The organism is Pseudoflavitalea sp. G-6-1-2, assembly GCF_012927185.1.
Classification (GTDB): Bacteria; Bacteroidota; Bacteroidia; order Chitinophagales; family Chitinophagaceae; genus Pseudobacter.
Map to the genome: position 1 here is coordinate 1,362,330 of NZ_JABBGB010000003.1, position 21,955 is coordinate 1,384,284.

Sequence of the window (21,955 nt, forward strand, 5' to 3'; positions counted from 1 at the left end):
TCATGAAAAAATACCTTTGTTTCTGGATACTGTCACTGATAGTTTCAGAATGTGCAATGGCACAATCCGGCGGGATCAGGATCCCCGGCAAAAAAAACTCACAGGGACTCAATCTGCTCGATGATCCCAAATTCAAAAAAGCACCCATCAATTTTGTACCGCTTGTACCCGATGTAAGAAGAGGGTATGATCCGGAAAAGATCTATACCTGGAGCGATCCCGGCAATCCACGCAAGAAGTACAGTGCAAAAGGAAAAGATATTCTCGCGCAGGTAAATGAAGTGGAAAGATCGTTGAATGAACGTGGACATTCCCTGAGAGAAAAGAAGCCATTCATTCAGCTGAATCTCACGCTGCCGCAAATTCAAAAGAATGATCTCAGCAATTGCATCATTACAAACCGGCTGAACAAGTCCATTGCTGTGGGCGGGTTTGGAAAAACCGGCGCCAATACACCGGGGATACCGAACACTATTCCAAAGCCATTTTTGCGTGGAAGAAGAATGCCTCCTGTTCGCGCAATTGGAGATATCACATATACCTATACCGGTACGCTGATCACCAACGCCGCTGAATTCAAATCAGGCACATTCACCAATACCTCGCAAATCGAATGGAGGAACGGTACACCATATGCGAAGCTGATGATGGGCATTCCTGCTGCATTATGGAGCAAAGCTGCCTCCTGCAAAATGGACCTTTCACAATCTGAAGGTGGACCGGTTATTACTTCGGTACAGGTGAATATCAAAAGTCCGGAAAGTACAGTAGCGCTCAATGGCGGCTACAATATCGAATATGCGGACTGTGAGAAAATGTCTGCTTATCAGGCGGGGCAGCCATTCAGGGTTTATAGTGTAAACCTTGCAGGGAGCGGTTATCAGTTGCCTGCAGCAGGAAAAAAAGAGCAATTCTATTTTGCCACCATCCGCTTTTTCGATGCAGGAGGCAACGTGCTCAATACGTATCAACCGAATTCACTGGCATTCAATAATCAGCTGCCATTTCCCATCAATATTGCATCGGAAGGCAACAGAACTTATAATGGTTTCAATTACGAACTGCTCGATCCGGGTATACATGCATTCGGCTTTTTTGCAAATTCCGGAGGGTTCAACTCCAAATATTACTACACAGGAATAATGTACGACGGAGTGAAGAAATCAGCAGCAGTGAGCGGAGACATGCGTGTAGGACTGAAGTATTTCAACTTCAAACATCTTGTAAACAGCAGTGAGCCGCTTTCTGAAGAATTCATTTTGTTTGGATACAAATTCAATTCCGAAGAGAACTATTACAAAGGAGATGGAATGCCTGGTATCCGCAGACCGGGAGGCCGGATAGATCCCGACTACGGCATCGTTACTTTACTGAACAAGGAATTCGATCTGAGCAAGACAGACAAGACTTACTTTTCGGAAACAGTTACGCAACACTTGACTGGTTTCAGGTTTTTTATCGGACCAATTCCATGTTCCATCAATGTGAATGTCGACGGAACAGTAAGCATGACTGTAAATTATCAGAGCAGCAGCGCCTGCGACATCAAAACAACATTTACGCCGAGAGCCGAAGTTAATCTTACAGCATCGGGTGGGATAGATGCCTTCGATATTGCCTATGCAAAAATTGTAGCGGGCATCAACCTGATCACTATGGAAATGCCTTACACACTGGAAGCAAATGCAAACGATAAAGTGGCGGTGATCAATCCCGTGCTGACAGTAGGTGGTTTATCTGGTCAGATCTATTTCCAGGCGGGACTCTGTATTCCCATTCCTTTTGTGGATGATATCTGCACAGATTTTCGGGTTGATATCCTCAACTGGAACGGATTGCAGAAATCGCTTAAGATAGATCCCGCAAAAGGTATCTCATTGTAAAATCTTTTGCCGCTATGAAACGAATAACACTTCTGCTAATAATACAGGTTCTGATCTCAGGTGGTTTTTTCATACAGCATGCACGCGCAGGTGAGTCGAAGAATGCAGGAACAGGTCAACCGGCGAAAGACTCCCTGCCTGCATTCCTGTATCCGTTGCTGCAGGCAGACAGCAATCTGCTGGTGGCTGCTTGCACCTACAAAAGTGAGCGCTGGTACGCCTTGCATCAGTATTCTGATAAAACGGTAACATCATCCACCAATATTCAGATACGTTATTACAATGCAGCAGGAGAGCTGAAAGCCACGTTCAAAAGGCAGGGTGGATTTATCAGTAAACCAACAATGGAACCTGCAAACATCCGGAAAGATTCCATTGTGTACTATGTTCCGGATACTGTGTTGAAACTATGCAGAAAAGCTGGTGCAAGGATGATAGAGATCTGCAATCATCATCAGCAAATCATTTATCTGATCAGGAAATCTGACTATGGAAAAACTACCCGGAATGCTCCGCTATTTACTGATGCCTATTACGATGATAAGGGGCGGGCAGTGACTACATTTCAATACATCCGTCAATGGAATCTGCCGCGGCAGCATCTGAACATTTACCGGCCTGTGTGCACCGTGATTCCGGCAAAGCCCCTCCCTTAACCGCTCCATATTTACGAAACTAAAATTACAACAGTATGAAAGTTATACTCTTCCTGTGCGCGCTTGTGTTGGTGAATAATCTGCAGGCACAATTCTGGAAAGAAAAACTAAATCAGGCTAAAGAGTTAGCCAAACAAAAAGGAGAACAGAAGATCGATCAGAAAATTCAGGATGGCATCGATCAGGGCCTTGAAAAAACAGACAGTGTGGTGAGTGGAAAGAAAAAGATCAGCATCCTGAAAAAGAAAAAGACCGGAAATAAGAATGGAAAAGAGGCTGATCAACCCGGACAACTCAACAGCAATGGTGAGTACCTCATCAAAACAGATATCAACTGCGAAGCAGGGAAAAGGCTGATCAGTAATATGCTGGAAGAAGAAGAGGGGATTGAAAGCATCACCATCAATATTGAAACAGGATTGGTTACGCTGATTCCTGTGAAAGGTCAGACCGATGTTTACAACAAAGTGGTAGACATCATTTGCAAAACCGGTTTTACTGCAGACAAGAAACGGATCGGGACAAAAACAAACCCCTGTCAATAATTATTTAAATCGAACAATTATGAAGAAAGCAATATTGTTTCTGGCATTCACTTCAGTGTTGTTATCCTGCAATAATGAAGCAGATAAAACAGCTGCGAAAGTGTTGAAAGAAGAAGCCGGCATAACCGTCAACGACGAAGAAACCAAAATAGGAGAGTTCTCCTTCGATGATAAAAAAGTAAAAGGCGAAGTTAGCACGCAGTATTTTGGCAGTGATAAGGAAAAATCAAATTTCTCGGTGTTGTGTCAGCACGACGACGGAAGGCCTGGTGAAGCTGGTTACGAGCTATTACAGATCACATTCCTAACCAGAAAGGATGCAGCTTCCGGCGTTGATTTCAAGATCTACGATGGTGGCTCCATATTGCCAATGACGGACCCGATTCCGGGCGTTGTAACGGTATCCCTCAAAGGGATCGGCAGCAATCTGGGAAAGCTGGAATTTACGGGGACAGGCAAATCTGCAGGCACCATCAGAGTGAAGAATGATGTAGTGGAGATCAATAACCTGTTACTGTTCAATCGTGATGGGGAGAAACGAACGGTTAATGCAAAGATTCCTTTCTAAGCAATATCATAGGAGTTACCGCAGCTGCAAATGATGCAGCTGCTTTTTTGTTTTACAGATCGTACCTGAAACGTACTACGGCGCTCTTCTGTTCGCTGGAAGATATTCTGATCTCATATCTTTTCTTTCCAACCGTTACAATCATCAGTGAAGTGTTCGGAGGAATGCGTCCCAGATTTTCTGCGTACATCATCAGTTCATAATCTGTATTGGGCATGGTATTGATGGAGAGCGTAAGCGCTTTATCGGTGAGTCTTTTTTTATAGAGCAGCAATGCGCCATTGAGAAAAACACTTACGGTGTCGTCGTCGATCTCTGCATTATCGTAGAGATCGATTTTTATGAGCGAGGTATCGAGCTTTAATGTTTGCACTACTTCCTTTTCGCGTTGTTTCAGTTGCAGTTTCTGTTGAAGCAGTGCGAGGCTGTCGGATTGCGGAATGGTTACCGGAAAGATGGGCTGCGGTTCCATATGCAGCGTAATGTTGCCGGGGATGCAGGCATTTTTGTTGCCCATTTCGTGGCCGGTCCACTGACCATCTAGCGTAGGCTCCTTGCCTTGCTTCGAGAAACTGAGCTGATATGTTTTGATGCAGGGAATGCAGGATGCCGGTACATTGTAACTGAGCACACTGTTTTCGATCAGTACCAGTCTTTTTGTTTGCGGATTGTATCGCCCTGTGAACAGGGTTTTCACATACTGTTCTTTGCTTACGTAGGTGTAAGCATTGCCCATTATCGTTTGTTCGTTACTGAAATAGATATGCAGTTCGAGGCCATATTCGGGAAAGCATCCCTGTGCGCCCTGTGTTCTCTTGCCACGCCAGATGCCGGTAAGGTTCTGGGCTGAGCCCGTAACGGTTAAGAGCAGCAGGAGTATGGCAATTCCGGAACGCATGAAGAGCATTTACAGAAATTTCCTACTTCCTCTTCAATAAGATGGTCAAATTTATGTGAGCGGTGTGCTTTGGGGTTGCGAGGTGCTATGGTTTCGTTTTATCGAATTTGAATACCACCACTGCGTTCTTCTGTTCGGTGGAAGTGATGCGCACTTCGTAGTATTTGCCTCCTGCATTCACTACCATCAGTGAAGTGTTGGGAGGGATCTCTCCGAGGTTCTCGGCAACCATTACCAGTTCGTGCACGGCATCATCTTCATTCAATTCGAATTCGATGGAGAGCGCGCGGTCGGTGAGCCGCTTTTTGGAAAGCACCAGTTTTTTATCGAGATAAACAGAAATGGTATCGTTGTCGATGGCGCCGTTATCGTAGATGTTCACGGTTATTTTGCGTGCGCCTGTGGTGATGGTCTTCACCAGTTCATTGTCGCGAGTGGCCAGCACTTTTGGTGTTACGATCACTGGTTTTACTTCGATCTTTTTCGGAGGTTCAACCGGTTTGGTATCAACCACCACTGGTTTGGGATCGGGTGTTTTAGCCGGAGGGGGCGGGGTTACCGGTTTTTGTGGTGTATTGGTTTTGGCGGTATTGGTCTTATTGGGTGTTCCGGGTTTGGCCGGAGTGGTAGTTTTATTTCCTGTGCCTGGTTTCGGATTGGCAGTAGGGTTCTTTGCCAGAGGAGTGGTGGTTTTCGCTGTTCCGGTAGTCGGATTGGCCGGAGCAGGGGCCGGTTTGGTTGCAGTGGCTGCTTTCTGAGCCTCTTTTTTTACGAGAAAAGGTTCTTTGTAAAAATCGGAGGTCACCACTTTACGGAGGAAAACGGTTCCGCGGCCGCAGCTCGAAGAGTCGCGGTTATTGACGCTGGTGTAGCTTCCTTCGAGGAATTCTTCGTCACCGATCTTGGAATATTGCAGAAAATAGGTCATAACGCAGGCCGATGACTGCCCGCTCATTCTTACTTCCACAATCTTCAGTTCTTCGAGAAAAACCTTTTTGGTATTGGGGTTCACGGTTCCACGGCAGGTAGCCTTGCCATAGAATACGGTGGTAAGGTAGGAGTAGGTGACTCCCGAAAAGGCTTTATTGGTCTGATCTACCTGTAATTCGATCTTATAACGGCTGTCTTCGCCCAGCGCTTCGAGATAGCGGGCATTTTCAGATTTGAAACTCCCTCTCCAGATGCCTGTAAGGTCTTGAGCAGACGCCGAAAAACCTATCCCGATCAATACTAAGAATAAAAATCGCTTCATGGTGAACCCTCAGTGTAGCAAATTAGTTAAAACCTTGTTTTACGACAAATATCGTAAATGGTCGTCTGCGAATTCTTCGTTAAATTTGCAGACCCCGGTTGTATACAGGGTAGGATTAAAAAAAATTAAAGCCGCCAAGTTACAGCATTTGCGGGGATCGGCCTCATAAAAAAGATACACGGAGTTAAAACTTATGATCAGGATTACATTCCCCGATGGAGCAGTTCGGGAGTATCAAAAAGGAATTACTGCACTGGAAATAGCGAAATCAATCAGTGAAGGGCTGGCCAGAAAAGTGCTGGCTGCCAGCGTGAACGGTCAGGTTTGGGACGCTACGCGACCTATCGAAGACGATTCGGCGCTCAAACTGCTCACGTGGGATGATGCAGATGGTAAATCAACCTTCTGGCATTCCTCTGCGCACCTGATGGCCGAAGCTGTTGAAAGCCTTTTCCCCGGCGCCAAATTCTGGGTTGGTCCGGCTATCGATAAAGGGTTCTATTACGATATAGACCTCGGTGGCCGTCAGATCACTGAAGAAGATCTGGCTAAGCTCGAAAAAAAGATGAACGAACTGGTAAAGCAGAACAGCAGCTACGTTCGCAAGTCTATTCCCAAAGCCGAAGCCCTCGCGTATTTCACTGAAAAAGGCGACGAATACAAGCTCGACCTCATTGGTGGCCTCAACGATGGAGAGATCACGTTCTACACGCAGGGCGCCTTCACCGACCTCTGCCGTGGACCGCATATCCCCAGCACGGGCCCCATCAAGGCGATCAAACTCACCAATATTGCAGGTGCATACTGGAAGAACGATTCCAACAATAAAATGCTTACCCGCATCTATGGCGTAACCTTTCCTTCTCAGAAGGAGCTGGACGAATACCTGGCGATGCTGGAAGAAGCTAAAAAGCGTGATCACCGCAAACTCGGCAAAGAGCTCGGCATCTTTACCATGGATGATGATATCGGCCCAGGTCTTCCTCTCTGGATGCCCAACGGAACCATCATTATCGAAGAGCTGGAAAAACTGGCCAAGGAAACCGAACAGGCTGCAGGCTACAAGCGTGTGGTAACACCGCATATCGCCAAGGAGAACCTGTATCTCACCAGCGGTCACCTTCCATATTATCAGGATGGCATGTTCCCTCCAATGGAGCTGGATGGTACGAAGTATTATCTCAAAGCCATGAACTGCCCGCATCACCATAAGATCTTTTCTGCGGAGCCCCGCAGCTATAAAGACATGCCGCTTCGTCTCGCAGAGTACGGTACCTGCTACCGCTACGAGCAGAGTGGCGAGCTTTTTGGTCTCATGCGCGTGCGCTGCCTGCATATGAACGATGCGCATATCTATTGCAGCCGCGAGCAGTTCGCTGCCGAGTTCCGTGCCGTGAACGATATGTACATCAAGTATTTCAAGATCTTCGGCATCGAGAAATATGTGATGAGGCTCAGCCTGCACGACCCTGCAAAACTGGGACAGAAATACATCAACGAGCCCGAACTCTGGCTCGAAACCGAGGATATGGTGCGTAAAGTGCTGATCGAATCGAATATCCCATATGTAGAAGTGCCCGGCGAAGGCGCCTTCTACGGGCCTAAGATCGATGTGCAGATCTGGAGCACTATTGGCCGCGAGTTCACCCTCGCTACCAATCAGGTAGACTTTGCACAGGGAAGAAGATTCAAACTCGAATATACCGGGGCGGACAATGCACCGGCTACGCCACTGATCATCCACCGCGCGCCGCTGGGAACGCACGAGCGTTTCATCGGATTTCTGCTGGAGCACTATGCGGGTAAATTCCCCACATGGCTGGCGCCGCTGCAGGTGAAGATCCTGCCGATCAGCGACAAGTTCATGGACTATGCAAATACTCTTTTGCAATCCCTGAAAAATGCGGATATTCGTGCAGAGGTCGACGACCGTAACGAGAAGATCGGAAAGAAGATCCGTGATACAGAGCTGATGAAAGTGCCTTATATGTTTGTGGTAGGAGAGAAAGAAGTGAATGAAAATAAGGTAGCGGTACGCAGACAGGGTAAGGGTGATCTGGGATCGATGGATATCGACACCATCATCAATCAGCTGAAGCATGAGATCGCAACACGGAGTTCAGATCAGGAGTAACTGATCCGTGAAAAAAAGAATACTCCATTTTAACATCAAAAATTGTAAACGTAAAAATTGTAAATGGCATTTCCACCAAGACCACCGAGAGGTAACTTTAATCCGCGTTTCAGAAAAGAACAGCAACAGGAACATCGTACCAATCACATGATCAGGGTACCGCAGGTGCGGTTAGTAGGAGATAATGTGGAAGTTGGCGTCTATAACACGCAGGATGCACTGCGTATGGCGCAGGAGCAGCAACTTGATCTGGTTGAGATTTCCCCGCAGGCGGATCCTCCGGTGTGTAAGATCATCGATTACAATAAATTCCTGTACGAGAAGAAGAAGAAAGAGAAGGAGATGAAGGCCAACAGTAAAACGGCTGAGGTTAAAGAGATCCGTTTTACACCAGGAACCGACGATCATGATTTCGATTTCAAAGCACGTCACGCAGAGAGCTTCCTGAAAGAAGGCAATAAAGTAAAGGCCTATGTGCAGTTCAAAGGCCGCGCCATCATGTTCAAGGAAAGAGGAGAGCTGGTGTTGCTGAAATTCGCAGAACGTCTTTCTGAATTTGGTCAGCCTGAAGGTCTGCCCAAGCTCGAAGGAAAGCGTATGCTGATGATCATTGCGCCTAAAACCGCGAAGAAGAAGAAAGAAGGTCAACAGGGTTAATCCTGCCGGAATGATATTTAGTATGGAGGTCGTCTTGAAAAAGACGACCTTTTTTTGTACAAGACATTCCGTGGTTTTTCCGTGGTTCACCCGTGGTTGCTCCGTGGTTCTTCCGTGGTCTGTCCGTGGTGGGGCCGTGGTTACCCCGTGGTTTTTCCGCAGTCTGTCCGAGGTGGGGGCGTGGTTGTTCCGTGGTTGTTCCGCGGGCTGTACGTGGTAGAGCCGTGGTTCCTCCGGGTCTTGTCCGTGGCCTGTCCGTGGTGGAGCTGTGGTATTTCCGTGGTCTGTCTGTGCTATCCGAATGCCCGAAGTATTTGTTTCATCTCCCGTCAGATTTCCTCTTCAGAAACCGATCGGTTACACGTAAATTTGCTGCAAATCCCCGTTCATGAGACGCGATGTATTTCAGGCCATTGCAGACCCTACACGCCGGCAGATTCTCGAACTGCTGGCCAGCCAGCAGCTCACGCTCAACGGAGTGGCCGCCTACTTCGATATGAGCCGTCCCGCCATCTCCAAGCATATCCGCATACTCACTGAATGCGGACTGGTAACCATTCAGCAGCAGGGCCGCGAAAGGTATTGTCAGGGCGAACTCAACAAACTCAAAGAAGTGGCCGACTGGCTCAAACCTTACCAGCAATTCTGGAATACCAAACTCGATGCCCTCGAAAAATTCCTGTACGCTCCGGAAACAAAGAAAGGCAGATCAAAAAAGTAAATAAGTTCCTTCTCAATTATTTTTCCGTTTTTCGATAGTTAAATCGATGCGCAAAGCATAACACTATTTTACGCGAATTGCCGTCGCCGGTGGAGGTTTTATACAAACTTTGATTATTTTTAGTAGACCGTACTCCATACCATTCTATTTGCAAAAATTCATCCTTCACACTAGTCGCTGTGATCAGTGATTGACGGGCAATTCCTTATCCTGCTTAGCTATCACCACTAATTCTAATGCTTACATGGTTTATTCAGACGATGAATTGCTGCAATTGTACAACGATGGCACAGATCGTGGCTTCAATGGAGTTTACGAAAAATTCTGGCTGCAGATCTACCACTACGTACTGCGACTGGGCCTCACTGTGGAAGATGCAAAAGATATTACTGCAGACACTTTCATAAAACTGTTCAAAAAGCGTAAGACCTTCGATCAGCTGCAAAATATTTACGCCTATCTGCTCACCACCGCCAGAAACGGCAGCTTCGATTTCGTTAGCCGCAATATCAGAATGGGCAAACTGATCGATGAACTCGAAATACACGAAGGCAATCAATACGAAGAAGAAGATCCGCAAACAACTGCGTCCTACAACGAAGAAGTAGTGCAGGAAACCATTCGTGCCGTTCTCGAAGAAATAGAAAAACTCCCCAATCAGTGCAGAACTATCTTCATGCTGGCTTTTCTTCACGGAAAAAGCAATCCTGAAATTGCAGCCCAGCTGAATATTCAGGAAAAAACTGTGCGCAATCAGAAACATAAGGCGAGGCAGCATCTCCGCATGACCATCCCACTCAGAAACTGGCTGAAATGCTGGGCCACATTAGTTGTGATGGCTTAGAAAATACACCGTTACGCTGCTCTTATTAATTTAACCATGCCCTTCCCGCGGAAATAATCATAAAATAATTTGCAACATTTCTCCTGAAATCTATAGGACAAATGCACCTGATGCCTGTTTATATATACGTGCCATCAATTCTAATAACCTTATGCCAGATACAGTCAAAAAGATTGCAGGGCTGATATTGAAGTACTGGAGGCAGGAACTGGAAGAAGAGGAACAGGATGAACTGATCGACTGGGCAAATCGCTCAGCTGCCAACAAACAGACCTTCAACAGGCTTACAGACCCTGATTTTTTGGTGATGCATCTCAGAGAGTTGTCCGCCATCAAACAGGAGATCAGAGACCGTATCTGGGCCGATCTGGATATCGTACAAACAGAAGAAGTATCCGAATTACCCTCCGGAAATAGTCCTGCCAGGCTCATTCCATGGAAAAGACTTGCTGTTGCCGCGATCATCATCACTGCTGCCGCATTGCTGGTTTTCCGTTTCATCCGGAGCGGATCATCCGAACCTGCCGATGTGCTCCTGGTTGAAACAACCGAAGCAATCAGCCATGCCGATTCTCTGCAAGGTGATTATGCTAAAGGAAATGTGCGGTTCGGTGATGGTTCTTTTGTGAATCTCGATACCATGCAGAACGGATCGGTGCTCACAAAGAGCGGCCTGCGGCTGGAAAAACATGCATCACTGATACAGTTCACCAGATCGGGCAGCGAAAATAAATCAGACAGCAATCAGATCAGCACCATCAGCACACCCAGAGGAGGCAACTACACCGTACAGTTGCCCGATGGAAGCAGGGTAAGTCTCAATGCCGTATCCAGTCTCAGTTTCCCGGCAAATTTCGGCAACAATGCACGGGTAGTTACCGTAACAGGTGAAACCGGTTTTAAAGTGAAGAAACTTACTGTTGGCGGAAAGAATATTCCCTTCATTGTAAAAACCAGCCGAATGAATATGGAAGTGCTGGGAACAGAGTTCAACGTAAACGTATACCCGAAAGAAAAACTGGCCCGCGCCACACTCATCGAAGGCAGCCTCCGTGTTTGGAAACAATTGCCCGATGAAGCAGGCAAACCCACTGCCAATGCAAGGCTCGATGTAATTCTTCAGCCCGGTCAACAGGCACAGGTAAGTAATAACGATGAAGGCGCCGCCACCGGAGGCATCCGCGTAGAGAAAGTGAATACCGGCGATGCCATCAGCTGGAAGAATGGCGTATACATCTTCTCCGACGTGGATTGCGAAACACTCACCAGAGAACTGCAGCGTTGGTACGACGTGAAATTTGTATATCCCGAAGGAAAACCAACCATTACTTTCTCCGGAAGGTTCAGCCGCAACACTCCTCTGGAGACCATACTCGAAAGAATCGGAGCATCCACCAATGTGAAGTTCGACCTGCAGCAATACAATACGGTGTTTGTTACCCCAGGAAAATAATTCGGATCTGTCCGCGAACGCATTTTGCACATTGCACCACTAACCATTAACCTGCCTATGTAGTCACCGCCCGAAAGGGCGGTGCTTAAACTATTAGGCAGATGATACAGCACTTTACTATCTCATTTCTGCAAAAGCCTCTGAAACCACTATTGATGGCTATTCTAGGGCTCCTCTCCGCCACCGGCTATGCACAGTCGAAAATCACCCTCCATTACAAGAATCAACGTTTAGACACAATCTTCAATGCCATCGCCAGGCAGGCCAACATCGATTTTATCTGCGATGGCCGCAATGTGGGCGCCATCCTCATTCCACGCATCAGCCTCATCGGTGTGGGGCTCGAAGAAGCTGTTCAGAAAGCATTACGCGGCCTGCCCGTTACTTATGCGTTCATCGGCAACAGCATCGTTATCCGCCTGAATCAACAGTCACCTGCCATTTCTGTTGTGCACCGAAGCATTCGTTGTACTGTTACCGGAGCACAAAAAGAACCGCTGCCCGGCGCCAGCATCGAACTGATCAAAGCCGCATGGGTATTAACTGCCGATGGTTATGGGAATTTTGAACTGCAGGGCGTTGCTGCCGACGAAATGCTGCTGATCAGCGCTCAGAACCATCTGCCCATGCGTGTTCCCGTTAGCATGCTGCCCGATACCATTGCATTGAAACCAATTTACAAACCGCTGGATGCCGTGGTAGTGCTGAGTCTGGGCAGGCACGCAAGAAGCGAATCGGTCTTATACGAACCAGTCTTTGCCGGCTCGGAAGTGTTTGCGCCCGGTGATCAGAATATTCTGCAGGGACTGAACGGACGAGTGGCGGGCCTCAGTCTTCAATTGAACTCCGGCATGCCGGAAGCTTCTCCCAATGTTGATATCCGGGGTGGCAAAACCATGGACAGGCTGGTATCGTCCAGCGACCCGCTGCTGGTGATCGATGGTGCGCCCTTCGATCCCGGCATTGCTCCGCTGAACCTGCTCTTCTCACCCGCAGGAGGAGGCGATAACAGCAAGGGCATGGCCGCACTCAACTGCATCAACCCAATGGATATAGACAGTGTAACGGTGCTGAAAGGTCCGGCTGCAACCGCCCTCTACGGCTCCCGCGGCGGCAACGGCGTTATCGAATATTTCACCAAAAGAGCGCGATCCGATAAACCGGTATTTTCTCTCAGCATCCTCAGCGGAATAAGACAGGTGGTCCATCTGATGCCGATGTTCAGTTTGCAGCAGTACCGCAATTCGCGGACCGAAGCATTCAGCAACGATGGCATTAGCATCACCGATAAGAATGCTCCAGATCTGAACTCCTGGGGCAACAGCTATACCGACTTCGGTAAACGATACACCGGCCATAACAGCGGCCTGATAAATCTGCAACTGAATTATGCAGGAGCACTGCATGGCATACGATACTATCTCGGCGCCGGAATGAAGAAAGAGGGCGCTGTATCCGGCCTCGGCCTCGGCAGCCGGCAATTCAATCTGCGCGTCAACCTTAGTCGTGTTTCTGCATCGGGCAAGATCGAATGGCTGTTCAATAATTATCTGTCGGGTCAATCGCTGAACACTACTCAGTACGATCTTACCCGTTATATCATCATGCCACCGAATTATCCGCTGTACGACAGCAGCGGGCGCTTATTCTTCACCGGTTTCAACAGGCTTCCGAACCCCGATGCCATGGCCATGAAACGCTACGATTTTGCGAACAGCTACGGTTCTTCCAATCTGCGGGTAAATGTGAAACTGCTGCCGCACCTTGAGTTGCACAGCACCATCAGCCTCTCGAAACTGGTGATACGCGAGCACTCCACCAATCCCGCAGCATCCAATGCGCCATCCACCCAACCGATGGGAGAGGCTGCATTTGCCAGAACCGTAATGAAAGGACTTTTCCTTCAAACCTATGCCAGCTATGAAATTATTACAACCGGCTTCGAAGCCAGGCTGATGGCCGGTACCAGCTGGCAACAGCGGAACACCGGCACCTGCACGCGATACGGATATGAGTATAACAGCGACGAACACCTGAATAATCCCGACAGCGCAGGCAGACTGGATAAACAGGCTCCCGTGAACAGCCGCTACAAATACGGATCTGTGTTTTCATCGGGTATGTTCTCTTTCAAGAAGAAATATCTGCTGCAATTCACGGGCAGAGCAGATGCCAGCAGCAGGGTCGGTCCAAAAAAACAACTGGCGCTCTTCCCTTCAGCAGCTGCCGGCTGGATTGTTTCACAGGAGAACTTCTTCAGAAAATGGGTAAGCTTCGTTAATTTCCTCAAGCTCTCTTTTACTGCCGGCAGAAGCGGCAATGATGTGATCGGCGATCGAAGGTTCGACGGCTCCTGGGTGGAAGACGGTACCATGGAAGGTATGATCATCTATCAGCCTCAAACACCCTACAATCCTGCATTCGGATGGGAGCTGAACAAAGAACTGGAAGCAACGCTGGAGATAGGTTTGCTGAACGAACGCCTGCAGGTGATCGCCAGCGCCTACCGCAATCGCAGTACCAATCTGCTGATGCGCACCCGCCTCAGCGACCAGACAGGTTACAGAAGTATGGTGTCGAATGTGGATGTAGAACTGGAAAACCGGGGCATCGAGCTCACCACGAGTTATCGCGGGGACAGAAACAAAAAGCTGAACTGGGAAATCTCCTTCAATATAACTCTTCCGGATAACCGCTTACTGAAACTGCCTGCAGAGGTAGCTGCCGAATATCCTGGCTTGTTCGAGGTGGGCCGTTCGGTGCAGGCATACAGCGCCTACAAATGGCTGGGCGTTGATCCGGACAATGGTAATGGCCGTTTTGCCGATGAAGACAAAAACGGACAGTTCCCATCTGCCGGAGATCTCCGTTTTCGTGGAGACCTCGATCCTCGTTTCTACGGCGGATGCAGAACGGGTCTCCATTACAAAGGCTTCAGCCTGATGCTCGATCTCTATTTCAGAACGCAGACCGGCAGAAACTATCTCTGGTACACCGGCAATCTGGTAGCAGGCCGCGCCAATAACCAACCATTGGAAGAATGGGACCGCTGGCGCGAAGCGGGCGATCTCAGTGGCAATATGAAATTCACTACTGCCGGCGCTGGCGCCATTCCGGATGCCAAACGCTGGAAATCCATGTCCGATGCGGCATACAGCGATGCCAGCTATCTGCGTTGCAAAGCTGTTATGCTGAGTTACGACTGGAATATGAAACAATTCAAAATGGCCGGCATTCAGTCGGCGAGGATCTATCTCAATGCAGCAAACCTATTCACTATTACGGGGTTTAAGGGCCACGACCCGGAAACACAGGGCCTCTTCAGCCTGCCGCCGCTCAGGCAACTGACGGCAGGCATCGAACTCCGGTTATAAATTCAAACTGTTTTATGTTCTACAGGTTAAGGCTCAGATCGATGGCAGCAACAGTAATGCTCGCGGGATGTCTCCCGGCCGGCATAACATCCTGCAAAAAACTGGTGGCCGTGCCTCCGCCAGACGATAAACTTCCTACCAGAAAAGTATTCACCAGTCTGCCGCAGGCAACCGGTGCAGTGATTGGCATGTATGGCGCCATCACCAGCAGTCCGCTGTTTATTTCCAATGCCGGGCTCTCCGTATATCCGGCCCTCGTAGCAGATGAATTCACCGTTAACAATACTTCGGACAAAGACCTCAGGGGCTTCGCCGCAAACGATATCAGTCCGGATGACGATATCGGACTTGGCGCCAATCTCTGGTCCGCCAGTTACCGCATCATCGGTCATGCCAACAATGTGCTCGAAGGACTGCTCGGCTCTCCCTTGCCGGAAAGCGAGAAAGCGCCCCTGCGCGGAGAAGCACTGGTGATCCGTGCCTGGCATTATTTCTATCTCTGCCTTCTTTTCGGCGATGTACCGTTGATTACAGACACCGATGTGGAACGCAACAATAAACTGCCCCGCAGTCCCAAAGAGCAGGTGATAGCACAGGTGCTCAGCGATCTCGAGGAAGCGCTCGGTCTGCTGCCCGACAATTACCGGGGTGATGGAAAACTTCGGGTGAACAAAGCCGTGGCAAGAAGTCTGCTTGCAAGGCAGGCATTGTTCAATCAGCGATGGGAGCAGGCCGATTATTATGCCGGTACCGTGATCAATGATGATCGCTTCAGGCTCGAAGAAAATCTCCGCACTGTTTTCAGTACCGGCAGCCGCGAAGCCATCTGGCAGTTTACGGCAAGGCCGGAAGATCCTTTTGCTACGGCAGCAGCAGGCGTGTTTGTGCCGTCCACTCCGGCAGAGCAGCCTCACTTTGTTGTAACCAGATCATTGAACAATGCATTCGAAACCGGAGACCGCCGAAAAACAGACTGGCTGGGACAAAGCGCATCCGGTCAGCCACTGTATTATCCTTTCAAATACACGCAGCGCGAAGGTTTTCCGCGCAGGGAAGGCAATGTGCTGATCCGGTTGGGAGAAGTGCTGCTGATACGTGCCGAAGCGAGGGCAAGAATGGACAGGAGTGAAGAAGCCTGGCAAGACCTCAACAGGGTGCGCCTCCGCGCGGGATTGCCTGCTCTGTCGGGTAACAAACAGCAGCTGATCCGTGCCGTTATCAACGAACGCAGGCTCGAACTGATGGGGGAGAATGGCAGCCGCTGGTTCGATCTCAAACGAACCGGTGAAATAGATAAAGTGATGCGCGAAGAAAAAGGCAGCAGCTGGCAATCCACCGATGCGCTGTTTCCCATTCCGGCGAGCCAGATCAGGATCAATAGCAACCTTACGCAGAATGCGGGCTATTATTGAGGTGCAGATTATTACGGGTAAGCCTTGTAGATCACTTCATCGCCATACGAGTTATCGGGGAAGCTGGTAAGCGGATACACAAATCCCCGCATGCATTCCACCGATTCGCCGTTTCCGCAGGCGCCGTATTCCTTGGCATACGACCTGGTACGGCGGCTGGCGAAGGCCAGTGAATAAGAATATACATATCCGTCGGAAGCCACATAATACCAGTAGTATTCCGCTACGTCGTGCTGCGTTGAGGCAGCAACTGGTTTTTCTTTTTTATCCAGCACTTTAAAGGCAATGAGAGAGAGGGAGAGGAGAAGGGCCAGGAGGCCGGAGAAAACAGATTGCTTTTTCATACCCATAGGTTTAATGGTTGGAGAATAGCAGTACAAATACCGTGTATCCGGAAGGCCATTGCTGACAGATCCGGTACACGGATTAAAACCAGGAAGGGGCTAAAAGTTGAATAAAATGTGTGGTGTTACGCAGGTAGTAAAGCCGGTGCGGAGACAGGGGCGGGAACGGAATGCGTATAACGCGGGTGCCGGTAGTGCAGGGTAAGAATATTACCCATGTATGGATTGCCGGAGCGACAGGGCTTTCCAAAGTATGGCTACGATCAGCCGAAAGACATTTGATTATGTTGACCCTCTGCATCCTGAACATAATCAAAAAATCATCCGGTATCACATAGTTTACGCACCACCGGCAACCCGGTTAATACAGCTACTTCTCAAGTGGCCTTATAGTGTGATCGACATAAATGACTAATGTTGAAAAGAACGTTCACAGTGCTTTCGGCAAGGTCGCTTTTCAGCCGCTGTTCAATTCAAATTTACTGGCAGTATCATCAATGCAGTTATGAAATCGGGAGTAAGACTTTCGTTAAAAATACCATTGAGTTTCAGCGAGAAACCTTCGTTTTAACACCTAAGTGATAACCCGTAGATATTCGTATAGGCTTAAACGTAATCAGTGGATTTACCGGATTTTCTTTCGGTGTTTTCACGGTTTTTTTGTAGATTTATGCATCGTCAAAAAAGATCCTGATATCCATCGGAAAATACTGGTTAAGGCTCTACTTTTTCATGCTCCCTCATCCTTCTTCATTTCCCCAACTTTTTTCAATAGTTCTACGTAAGTGTTTATTACCTGTTGCCATTTGCTGTAACGCAGGATTATGAACATTCAATACTGATTTGTATCTTGCCTCCGCTTATGCAGCTTACCGCATTTTGGCGCGAATATTGCGACCAATGGCCAGACTATTAACGGCCATACCCCCAATCTCCTCTGACCGTACCAATCCAAGCCCTGGCTGAAAAACTGCCTTACTTTACTGAAACCAAAAACAATCCCTGTATGCGCAAGCTATTGGTATGGTGCCTCCTTTTACCGGCGGCAGGATACTCTCAGTCTAAATTCAGCCTCAATCTTTTTGGTGGGTTCTCCAGTTATCAGGGGGATCTGCAGGACAAACGTTTTACGCTCGATCAGTCGAATCTGGCCATCGGAGCGGGTCTTCAATATGATTTTACGCCGAACCTTGCCGTTCGCCTCGGCTTCGTTTACGGAAAGCTCGAAGCAGACGACAAGCAGAACAGCGGCCTCCGCAGATTGCGTAACCTCAATTTCCAGACAAGCCTTTTTGAAACGCACCTATTGATGCAATACACATTATTCGATCTCTCTGAGAAGAGGATCTCTCCTTATGTATTTGGTGGTGCAGCACTCTTCCATTTCAATCCGTACACCCACGATCTGAATGGCAATAAATATTACCTGAAGCCGCTCAGTACAGAAGGGCAGGGTATCATTGCAGGAAGAGACGAATACAGCCTTACCCAATTTGCCATTCCTTTCGGCGTTGGTGTTAAATTTCAGGTATCCGAAAAAGTGGGACTCGGCTTTGAAGTGGGCCTGAGAAAAACATTCACCGACTACATCGATGATGTAAGCACAACGTATGTAGATCAGTTTCAGCTGGCAGCTGCAAAGGGCCCCATGGGTACCAAGGCAGTTGAACTGGCCTATCGTGGAGATGAACTGAAAGAGGGTAACCCTGTTTACCCTGATGCGGGCACAGTGCGCGGAGGATCCAAACAGAAAGACTGGTACTATTTCACCGGCCTTACCCTCTCCATCAGACTGGGTAGTGGAAACGGTGGCGGTAGCAGCTACTCCGGTTGGAACGGAAGAAGAAGCAGGCTCGGATGCCCACCCGTTCGACAATAAGAATCAGTAATATAATTTCCCTTCCTGAATCGCATGCAGCGCTGTGATGATCTCACGTGTATCTGCATGCGATTTGATTATCATGCCCTCGATACCCAATTGTTTCAGGTCGTCTGCAGGTACACGATCATCAAATAACGTAGTTAGAAGTATTTTTACTGCAGGGCAATTTTCGCGCAGCCAGCGCAGCCCCGCCAGGTTATCCACCCGGCTCGATTTGAAGGCGATGATGGCGATATCCGGCAGATCGGTGAGGTCCACCATCTGCTCCAGCCCGGCATCCAGCCTGAAAGTCTGGATCACTCTGAATCCGTTCCGATCGAGAAAATCTCTCAATACGTCACGGTAAAGGTCATGATCATCTGCTATCAAGATTCTGATCATGGTAAATAGACATTAAATGGTTAGTGATCCCGGATGCTGTAAAAAAGGGTACGGATCAAAAAAGTACGATCAACAAAATATTACGGAAGCCCAGGTATTCCGGGCGGAAAAATTATTTGACCTGATAAGGGAATATCTACCTGAAATGATGAAGGAGAAGGTTTACTTTGTGCGATGCAGCGAGGCCACTGTATGAAAACAGTTTCAATATTGAAATTACTATTACTTTGGTAGTCAGCAAAATAATATGTCAGCACTTGTATCAATTCATTGAAGATGGCGTAGTTTATTCCGGAGAAATGTAAAAGTTCAACTAATTGAATGAACATCTTCAGGTGTCGGTCAAATTCACTATATTGCTGTAGGCATCAGGTTACATTTTTAGCAGTTCAAGGCTCTGGTAAAAGGCATAAACCTTTTTTCCATACTTACCAATTAGGAACCTATGAGATCATGGATCCCTGTATCTCTGATTGCGTGTGCATTGCTAATTTTCAGTTCTCCGGCAGCAGCCCGAAATAACGACAGTCTGCAAATTTTTATTCAGCAGTTGCAGCAACGGTACGAAGCCCGCAGCATTCCCGACTCGCAGTACATCAAAGCCATCGACTCCATCATTTTCTATTGTTTCGACCGTACAGACTTTCCGCAGTTTCTGGAGAATTACCGGATCATCACATCCAACAATGCCGCATTGCGCGAACATAAGATCATCTACTTCCAGTATCGGGGCATTCATGCCGTTAACAATGGCAGTACCGGGCAGAGCATCTTCTTTTTCGAGAAGATGGGTGAAGAAGCCAGAGCGCAGAAAAACAGACCGAGAGAATTGGCTGCAGACCGCGCCATCATTACCATTCTGGCCGATAACGAGAACTTTACCAAATGCCTCGAACGATACCAGAAGCTGCTTCCTCAGCTCAAAGCGGAAATAGATTCAGTTACTGCCGGAAGATCCAGTGGCATAATGATGGAAAATGTCAGCGGCATTCTGATCACCATGATCAGGAATTTTTATGAGAAAGGGAAAAAAGAAGATGCCTATCAGACAGAAGCGTTGCTCAATAAGATAAAGACCGCCGTACAAAAAGATCCTCCTAAATACGAGCCTTTCCTCGCCAAGATCAACGTAACTTTTGCGGAAGGCGCCAAATTCAAAGCCATTTACGATGCCAATGATCCCAGAGAAGCGGGGGCAAAACTTTCTGAAGCCATCTGGGAGATCAATCACAAAGGCATGAACGAATCGATGAAACCTTTCTTTCTCTACGATCAGTATACCACCGGCAGCAATTATTTCATGAAAGCCGGCATAACAGACAGCGCTTTCAAATACCTGACACTGTTGCGGGATCTCGAATTGCCGATGATCAAAGACCGCAAGTACCAGTTCTATCACGAACAAATGGCTACGTTGCAGGCCAGGCAGGGAAACTGGCAACAGGCCTATGAACACGATCATCTGGCGCTGAGGCTGAAAGACTCCATTCTTACCAATCTGCAGCAGGACAGGGACAATAACCTCTATGCACAATCGGAATCCGAATTCAATCAGCTGCTGCTGAATCAAACGCAACTCGAAAAAGCCAAAGCCGAAAAAAGATTAACCTGGCTGCTCTTTGCTTTCGGCATACTGTTGCTGCTTGGCGTCGGCAGCTGGTTCTGGCTGAGACAACGCCAGCTCAACCGCTTTTTGCAGGATAAGCTGCGCATGGCCCGCAACATACACGATGAGATTGGCCCGCTTTTACTCTACATCAAATTGCTGGCACGCAAAGAAAAAGAGATCGGCACCGTAGATTCTCCTTACATGCCGGAAGTGGAGACGAGTATCAATCACGTGATAGAGACCGTGCGTGGATTGTCGCACGATCTCAAATCCACCAAAGAAGCTACCACCGATCAGCTTTATGAAGAGATCAAAACCCTGCTCGATAAAACGCAGGCCCTCACCGGCATCACCTACCAGTTCTATTACAACAAAAAAGAAAAGCCGCTCAATTATTTCCAGTATCAGCACCTGCGGAATATTTTTTCCGAACTGGTGAACAATACCATCAAACACGCGGAATGGAACAGCATCGATTCGATGCTGAAAGTGGAACCTAAAAAAATAATGATCGTGTATACCGATAACGGATTGGGCTTTGAACCATCTTTCGAGGAAAAGAAAGGCATTGGTTTGGCCAATATCCGCGAAAGAGTAGAGAAGCTCAGAGGTGAGCTCGAACTCCGCAACCATTATCCCGAAGGCTATACAATTGAAATAAATATTCCTTTCTCATGAACAGAGAACCTTATCAGTCAGTATTGGTAATTGATGATCACAAAATGATCATCAACGGCATCCGTGTAACCATCGAAAATCTCTTCGAGCAATTCTATGAAGCCTATACCGGCGAAACCGGTGTGGAGCTGGCGTTGAAGCATCAGCCTCAACTGGTGATCGTAGATTTCAGGCTGCCCGATATCGAAGGCAATATGGTAGTGAAAGAGATCAAATACAAATTGCCGCAGAGCAGAATACTCAGCTACAGTTTCAATTTCGATGAGAATGCCATCAACAAGATGTTTTCGGTAGGTGTAAATGGCTATGTGCTCAAAAGCGAAGACGATGCTGAATTCCTCCGGGCCATAGAGCTGATTATGAGCGGCCGCGATTATTTCTGCAAGGAAGCCCGCAATCATATCATCAACCGCATATCGTTTCAGGACGATAATACCCGCCTGCTCATCGCCAATATGGAGTTCACCCACAAAGAGGTGGAGATCATCCGGCTTACCTGCTACCAGAAGACCGCCAAGGAGATCAGCGATCAGGTTTATCTCTCCGAAAGAACAGTGGAGCAGTATCGCAGCAATATCAATAAACGGATAGGCGCCCGCAACCTGGTAGGCGTTATCAAATTCGCCCTGAAAAACGGCCTCATCAGGATCGAGGAGTTGTAGTA

Annotated in this window: 18 protein-coding genes; 14 read left to right on the top strand and 4 right to left on the bottom strand. The window is 48.0% G+C overall.

Going from position 1 to position 21,955, the window contains the following annotated elements; genetic code table 11:
* The first annotated feature begins 2 nt into the window (after positions 1-2).
* Genes HHL16_RS22880 through HHL16_RS22895 form a run of 4 tightly spaced genes read left to right on the top strand, consistent with a single transcriptional unit; the run spans position 3 to position 3,652 of the window.
* Positions 3-1,883, top strand: a complete 1,881-nt coding sequence (locus tag HHL16_RS22880; RefSeq protein ID WP_169427655.1) for a hypothetical protein — start codon at positions 3-5, stop codon at positions 1,881-1,883.
* Positions 1,884-1,897: 14 nt separating this feature from the next.
* Positions 1,898-2,539, top strand: coding sequence for a hypothetical protein (locus HHL16_RS22885; RefSeq protein WP_169427656.1), 642 nt, complete (start codon positions 1,898-1,900; stop codon positions 2,537-2,539).
* A gap of 35 nt (positions 2,540-2,574) precedes the next feature.
* Positions 2,575-3,084: a hypothetical protein gene (locus tag HHL16_RS22890; RefSeq protein ID WP_169427657.1), complete on the top strand. Its 510-nt coding sequence runs from the start codon at positions 2,575-2,577 to the stop codon at positions 3,082-3,084.
* A 19-nt stretch (positions 3,085-3,103) separates the two neighbouring features.
* Entirely contained in the window at positions 3,104-3,652 is a 549-nt protein-coding gene (locus HHL16_RS22895) for a hypothetical protein (RefSeq protein ID WP_169427658.1), read from the top strand.
* Positions 3,653-3,704: 52 nt separating this feature from the next.
* Here HHL16_RS22895 and HHL16_RS22900 read toward each other — a convergent pair whose 3' ends face one another.
* Both HHL16_RS22900 and HHL16_RS22905 read right to left on the bottom strand, forming a co-directional pair.
* Positions 3,705-4,550, bottom strand: coding sequence for a hypothetical protein (locus HHL16_RS22900; protein ID WP_169427659.1), 846 nt, complete (start codon positions 4,548-4,550; stop codon positions 3,705-3,707).
* Between the two features lie 85 nt (positions 4,551-4,635).
* Positions 4,636-5,802, bottom strand: coding sequence for a hypothetical protein (locus HHL16_RS22905; protein ID WP_169427660.1), 1,167 nt, complete (start codon positions 5,800-5,802; stop codon positions 4,636-4,638).
* Between the two features lie 193 nt (positions 5,803-5,995).
* Between HHL16_RS22905 and thrS the strand changes: the two genes are divergently transcribed.
* The 7 genes from thrS to HHL16_RS22940 all read left to right on the top strand — a co-directional run bounded on the left by thrS (position 5,996) and on the right by HHL16_RS22940 (position 16,397).
* Positions 5,996-7,936 (top strand): threonine--tRNA ligase, encoded by a 1,941-nt coding sequence (gene thrS, locus HHL16_RS22910; RefSeq protein WP_169427661.1) that lies wholly within the window; start codon positions 5,996-5,998, stop codon positions 7,934-7,936.
* 63 nt (positions 7,937-7,999) lie between these two features.
* Positions 8,000-8,593 (top strand): translation initiation factor IF-3, encoded by a 594-nt coding sequence (gene infC / locus HHL16_RS22915; RefSeq protein WP_169427662.1) that lies wholly within the window; start codon positions 8,000-8,002, stop codon positions 8,591-8,593.
* Positions 8,594-8,981: 388 nt separating this feature from the next.
* Positions 8,982-9,314 carry a metalloregulator ArsR/SmtB family transcription factor gene (locus tag HHL16_RS22920; RefSeq protein WP_169427663.1) on the top strand — a complete coding sequence of 111 codons (333 nt, stop codon included), beginning with the start codon at positions 8,982-8,984 and terminating at the stop codon, positions 9,312-9,314.
* 244 nt (positions 9,315-9,558) lie between these two features.
* The gene (locus HHL16_RS22925) at positions 9,559-10,158 is read left to right on the top strand and encodes a sigma-70 family RNA polymerase sigma factor (RefSeq protein ID WP_169427664.1); all 600 of its coding nucleotides are present in this window, start codon (positions 9,559-9,561) and stop codon (positions 10,156-10,158) included.
* Between the two features lie 151 nt (positions 10,159-10,309).
* Positions 10,310-11,611 (top strand): FecR family protein, encoded by a 1,302-nt coding sequence (locus tag HHL16_RS22930; RefSeq protein ID WP_169427665.1) that lies wholly within the window; start codon positions 10,310-10,312, stop codon positions 11,609-11,611.
* 155 nt (positions 11,612-11,766) lie between these two features.
* Positions 11,767-14,985, top strand: coding sequence for a SusC/RagA family TonB-linked outer membrane protein (locus HHL16_RS22935; protein WP_169427666.1), 3,219 nt, complete (start codon positions 11,767-11,769; stop codon positions 14,983-14,985).
* Positions 14,986-14,999: 14 nt separating this feature from the next.
* Positions 15,000-16,397, top strand: a complete 1,398-nt coding sequence (locus HHL16_RS22940; protein ID WP_169427667.1) for a RagB/SusD family nutrient uptake outer membrane protein — start codon at positions 15,000-15,002, stop codon at positions 16,395-16,397.
* 11 nt (positions 16,398-16,408) lie between these two features.
* Here HHL16_RS22940 and HHL16_RS22945 read toward each other — a convergent pair whose 3' ends face one another.
* The gene (locus HHL16_RS22945; protein WP_169427668.1) at positions 16,409-16,741 is read right to left on the bottom strand and encodes a hypothetical protein; all 333 of its coding nucleotides are present in this window, start codon (positions 16,739-16,741) and stop codon (positions 16,409-16,411) included.
* A gap of 1,006 nt (positions 16,742-17,747) precedes the next feature.
* Here HHL16_RS22945 and HHL16_RS22950 point away from each other — a divergent pair.
* Entirely contained in the window at positions 17,748-18,620 is an 873-nt protein-coding gene (locus tag HHL16_RS22950; protein ID WP_169427669.1) for a DUF6089 family protein, read from the top strand.
* Positions 18,621-18,623: 3 nt separating this feature from the next.
* Here the strand turns inward: HHL16_RS22950 and HHL16_RS22955 are convergent, their stop codons facing one another.
* Positions 18,624-19,004: a response regulator gene (locus HHL16_RS22955; protein ID WP_169427670.1), complete on the bottom strand. Its 381-nt coding sequence runs from the start codon at positions 19,002-19,004 to the stop codon at positions 18,624-18,626.
* 445 nt (positions 19,005-19,449) lie between these two features.
* Here HHL16_RS22955 and HHL16_RS22960 point away from each other — a divergent pair, with 445 nt between their 5' ends.
* A complete protein-coding gene (locus HHL16_RS22960) occupies positions 19,450-21,291 on the top strand; it encodes an ATP-binding protein (protein ID WP_169427671.1) in 1,842 nt (613 codons plus the stop codon).
* On the top strand, positions 21,288-21,953 hold the full coding sequence (locus HHL16_RS22965; RefSeq protein ID WP_169427672.1) for a response regulator transcription factor: 666 nt from the start codon (positions 21,288-21,290) through the stop codon (positions 21,951-21,953). Before HHL16_RS22960 ends, HHL16_RS22965 begins: the two co-directional genes overlap by 4 nt.
* Positions 21,954-21,955 lie beyond the last annotated feature (2 nt).

What these genes read in the sequence shown, in the direction of transcription:
- HHL16_RS22900 (WP_169427659.1), bottom strand. Translation starts at nt 4,550, where the DNA reads ATGCGTTCCGGAATTGCCATACTCCTGCTGCTCTTAACCGTTACGGGC.
- HHL16_RS22960 (WP_169427671.1), top strand. Translation starts at nt 19,450, where the DNA reads ATGAGATCATGGATCCCTGTATCTCTGATTGCGTGTGCATTGCTAATT.
- HHL16_RS22885 (WP_169427656.1), top strand. Translation starts at nt 1,898, where the DNA reads ATGAAACGAATAACACTTCTGCTAATAATACAGGTTCTGATCTCAGGT.
- HHL16_RS22895 (WP_169427658.1), top strand. Translation starts at nt 3,104, where the DNA reads ATGAAGAAAGCAATATTGTTTCTGGCATTCACTTCAGTGTTGTTATCC.
- infC (WP_169427662.1), top strand. Translation starts at nt 8,000, where the DNA reads ATGGCATTTCCACCAAGACCACCGAGAGGTAACTTTAATCCGCGTTTC.
- HHL16_RS22935 (WP_169427666.1), top strand. Translation starts at nt 11,767, where the DNA reads ATGGCTATTCTAGGGCTCCTCTCCGCCACCGGCTATGCACAGTCGAAA.
- HHL16_RS22955 (WP_169427670.1), bottom strand. Translation starts at nt 19,004, where the DNA reads ATGATCAGAATCTTGATAGCAGATGATCATGACCTTTACCGTGACGTA.
- HHL16_RS22965 (WP_169427672.1), top strand. Translation starts at nt 21,288, where the DNA reads ATGAACAGAGAACCTTATCAGTCAGTATTGGTAATTGATGATCACAAA.
- HHL16_RS22890 (WP_169427657.1), top strand. Translation starts at nt 2,575, where the DNA reads ATGAAAGTTATACTCTTCCTGTGCGCGCTTGTGTTGGTGAATAATCTG.
- HHL16_RS22930 (WP_169427665.1), top strand. Translation starts at nt 10,310, where the DNA reads ATGCCAGATACAGTCAAAAAGATTGCAGGGCTGATATTGAAGTACTGG.
- thrS (WP_169427661.1), top strand. Translation starts at nt 5,996, where the DNA reads ATGATCAGGATTACATTCCCCGATGGAGCAGTTCGGGAGTATCAAAAA.
- HHL16_RS22920 (WP_169427663.1), top strand. Translation starts at nt 8,982, where the DNA reads ATGAGACGCGATGTATTTCAGGCCATTGCAGACCCTACACGCCGGCAG.
- HHL16_RS22940 (WP_169427667.1), top strand. Translation starts at nt 15,000, where the DNA reads ATGTTCTACAGGTTAAGGCTCAGATCGATGGCAGCAACAGTAATGCTC.
- HHL16_RS22950 (WP_169427669.1), top strand. Translation starts at nt 17,748, where the DNA reads ATGCGCAAGCTATTGGTATGGTGCCTCCTTTTACCGGCGGCAGGATAC.
- HHL16_RS22880 (WP_169427655.1), top strand. Translation starts at nt 3, where the DNA reads ATGAAAAAATACCTTTGTTTCTGGATACTGTCACTGATAGTTTCAGAA.
- HHL16_RS22905 (WP_169427660.1), bottom strand. Translation starts at nt 5,802, where the DNA reads ATGAAGCGATTTTTATTCTTAGTATTGATCGGGATAGGTTTTTCGGCG.
- HHL16_RS22945 (WP_169427668.1), bottom strand. Translation starts at nt 16,741, where the DNA reads ATGAAAAAGCAATCTGTTTTCTCCGGCCTCCTGGCCCTTCTCCTCTCC.
- HHL16_RS22925 (WP_169427664.1), top strand. Translation starts at nt 9,559, where the DNA reads ATGGTTTATTCAGACGATGAATTGCTGCAATTGTACAACGATGGCACA.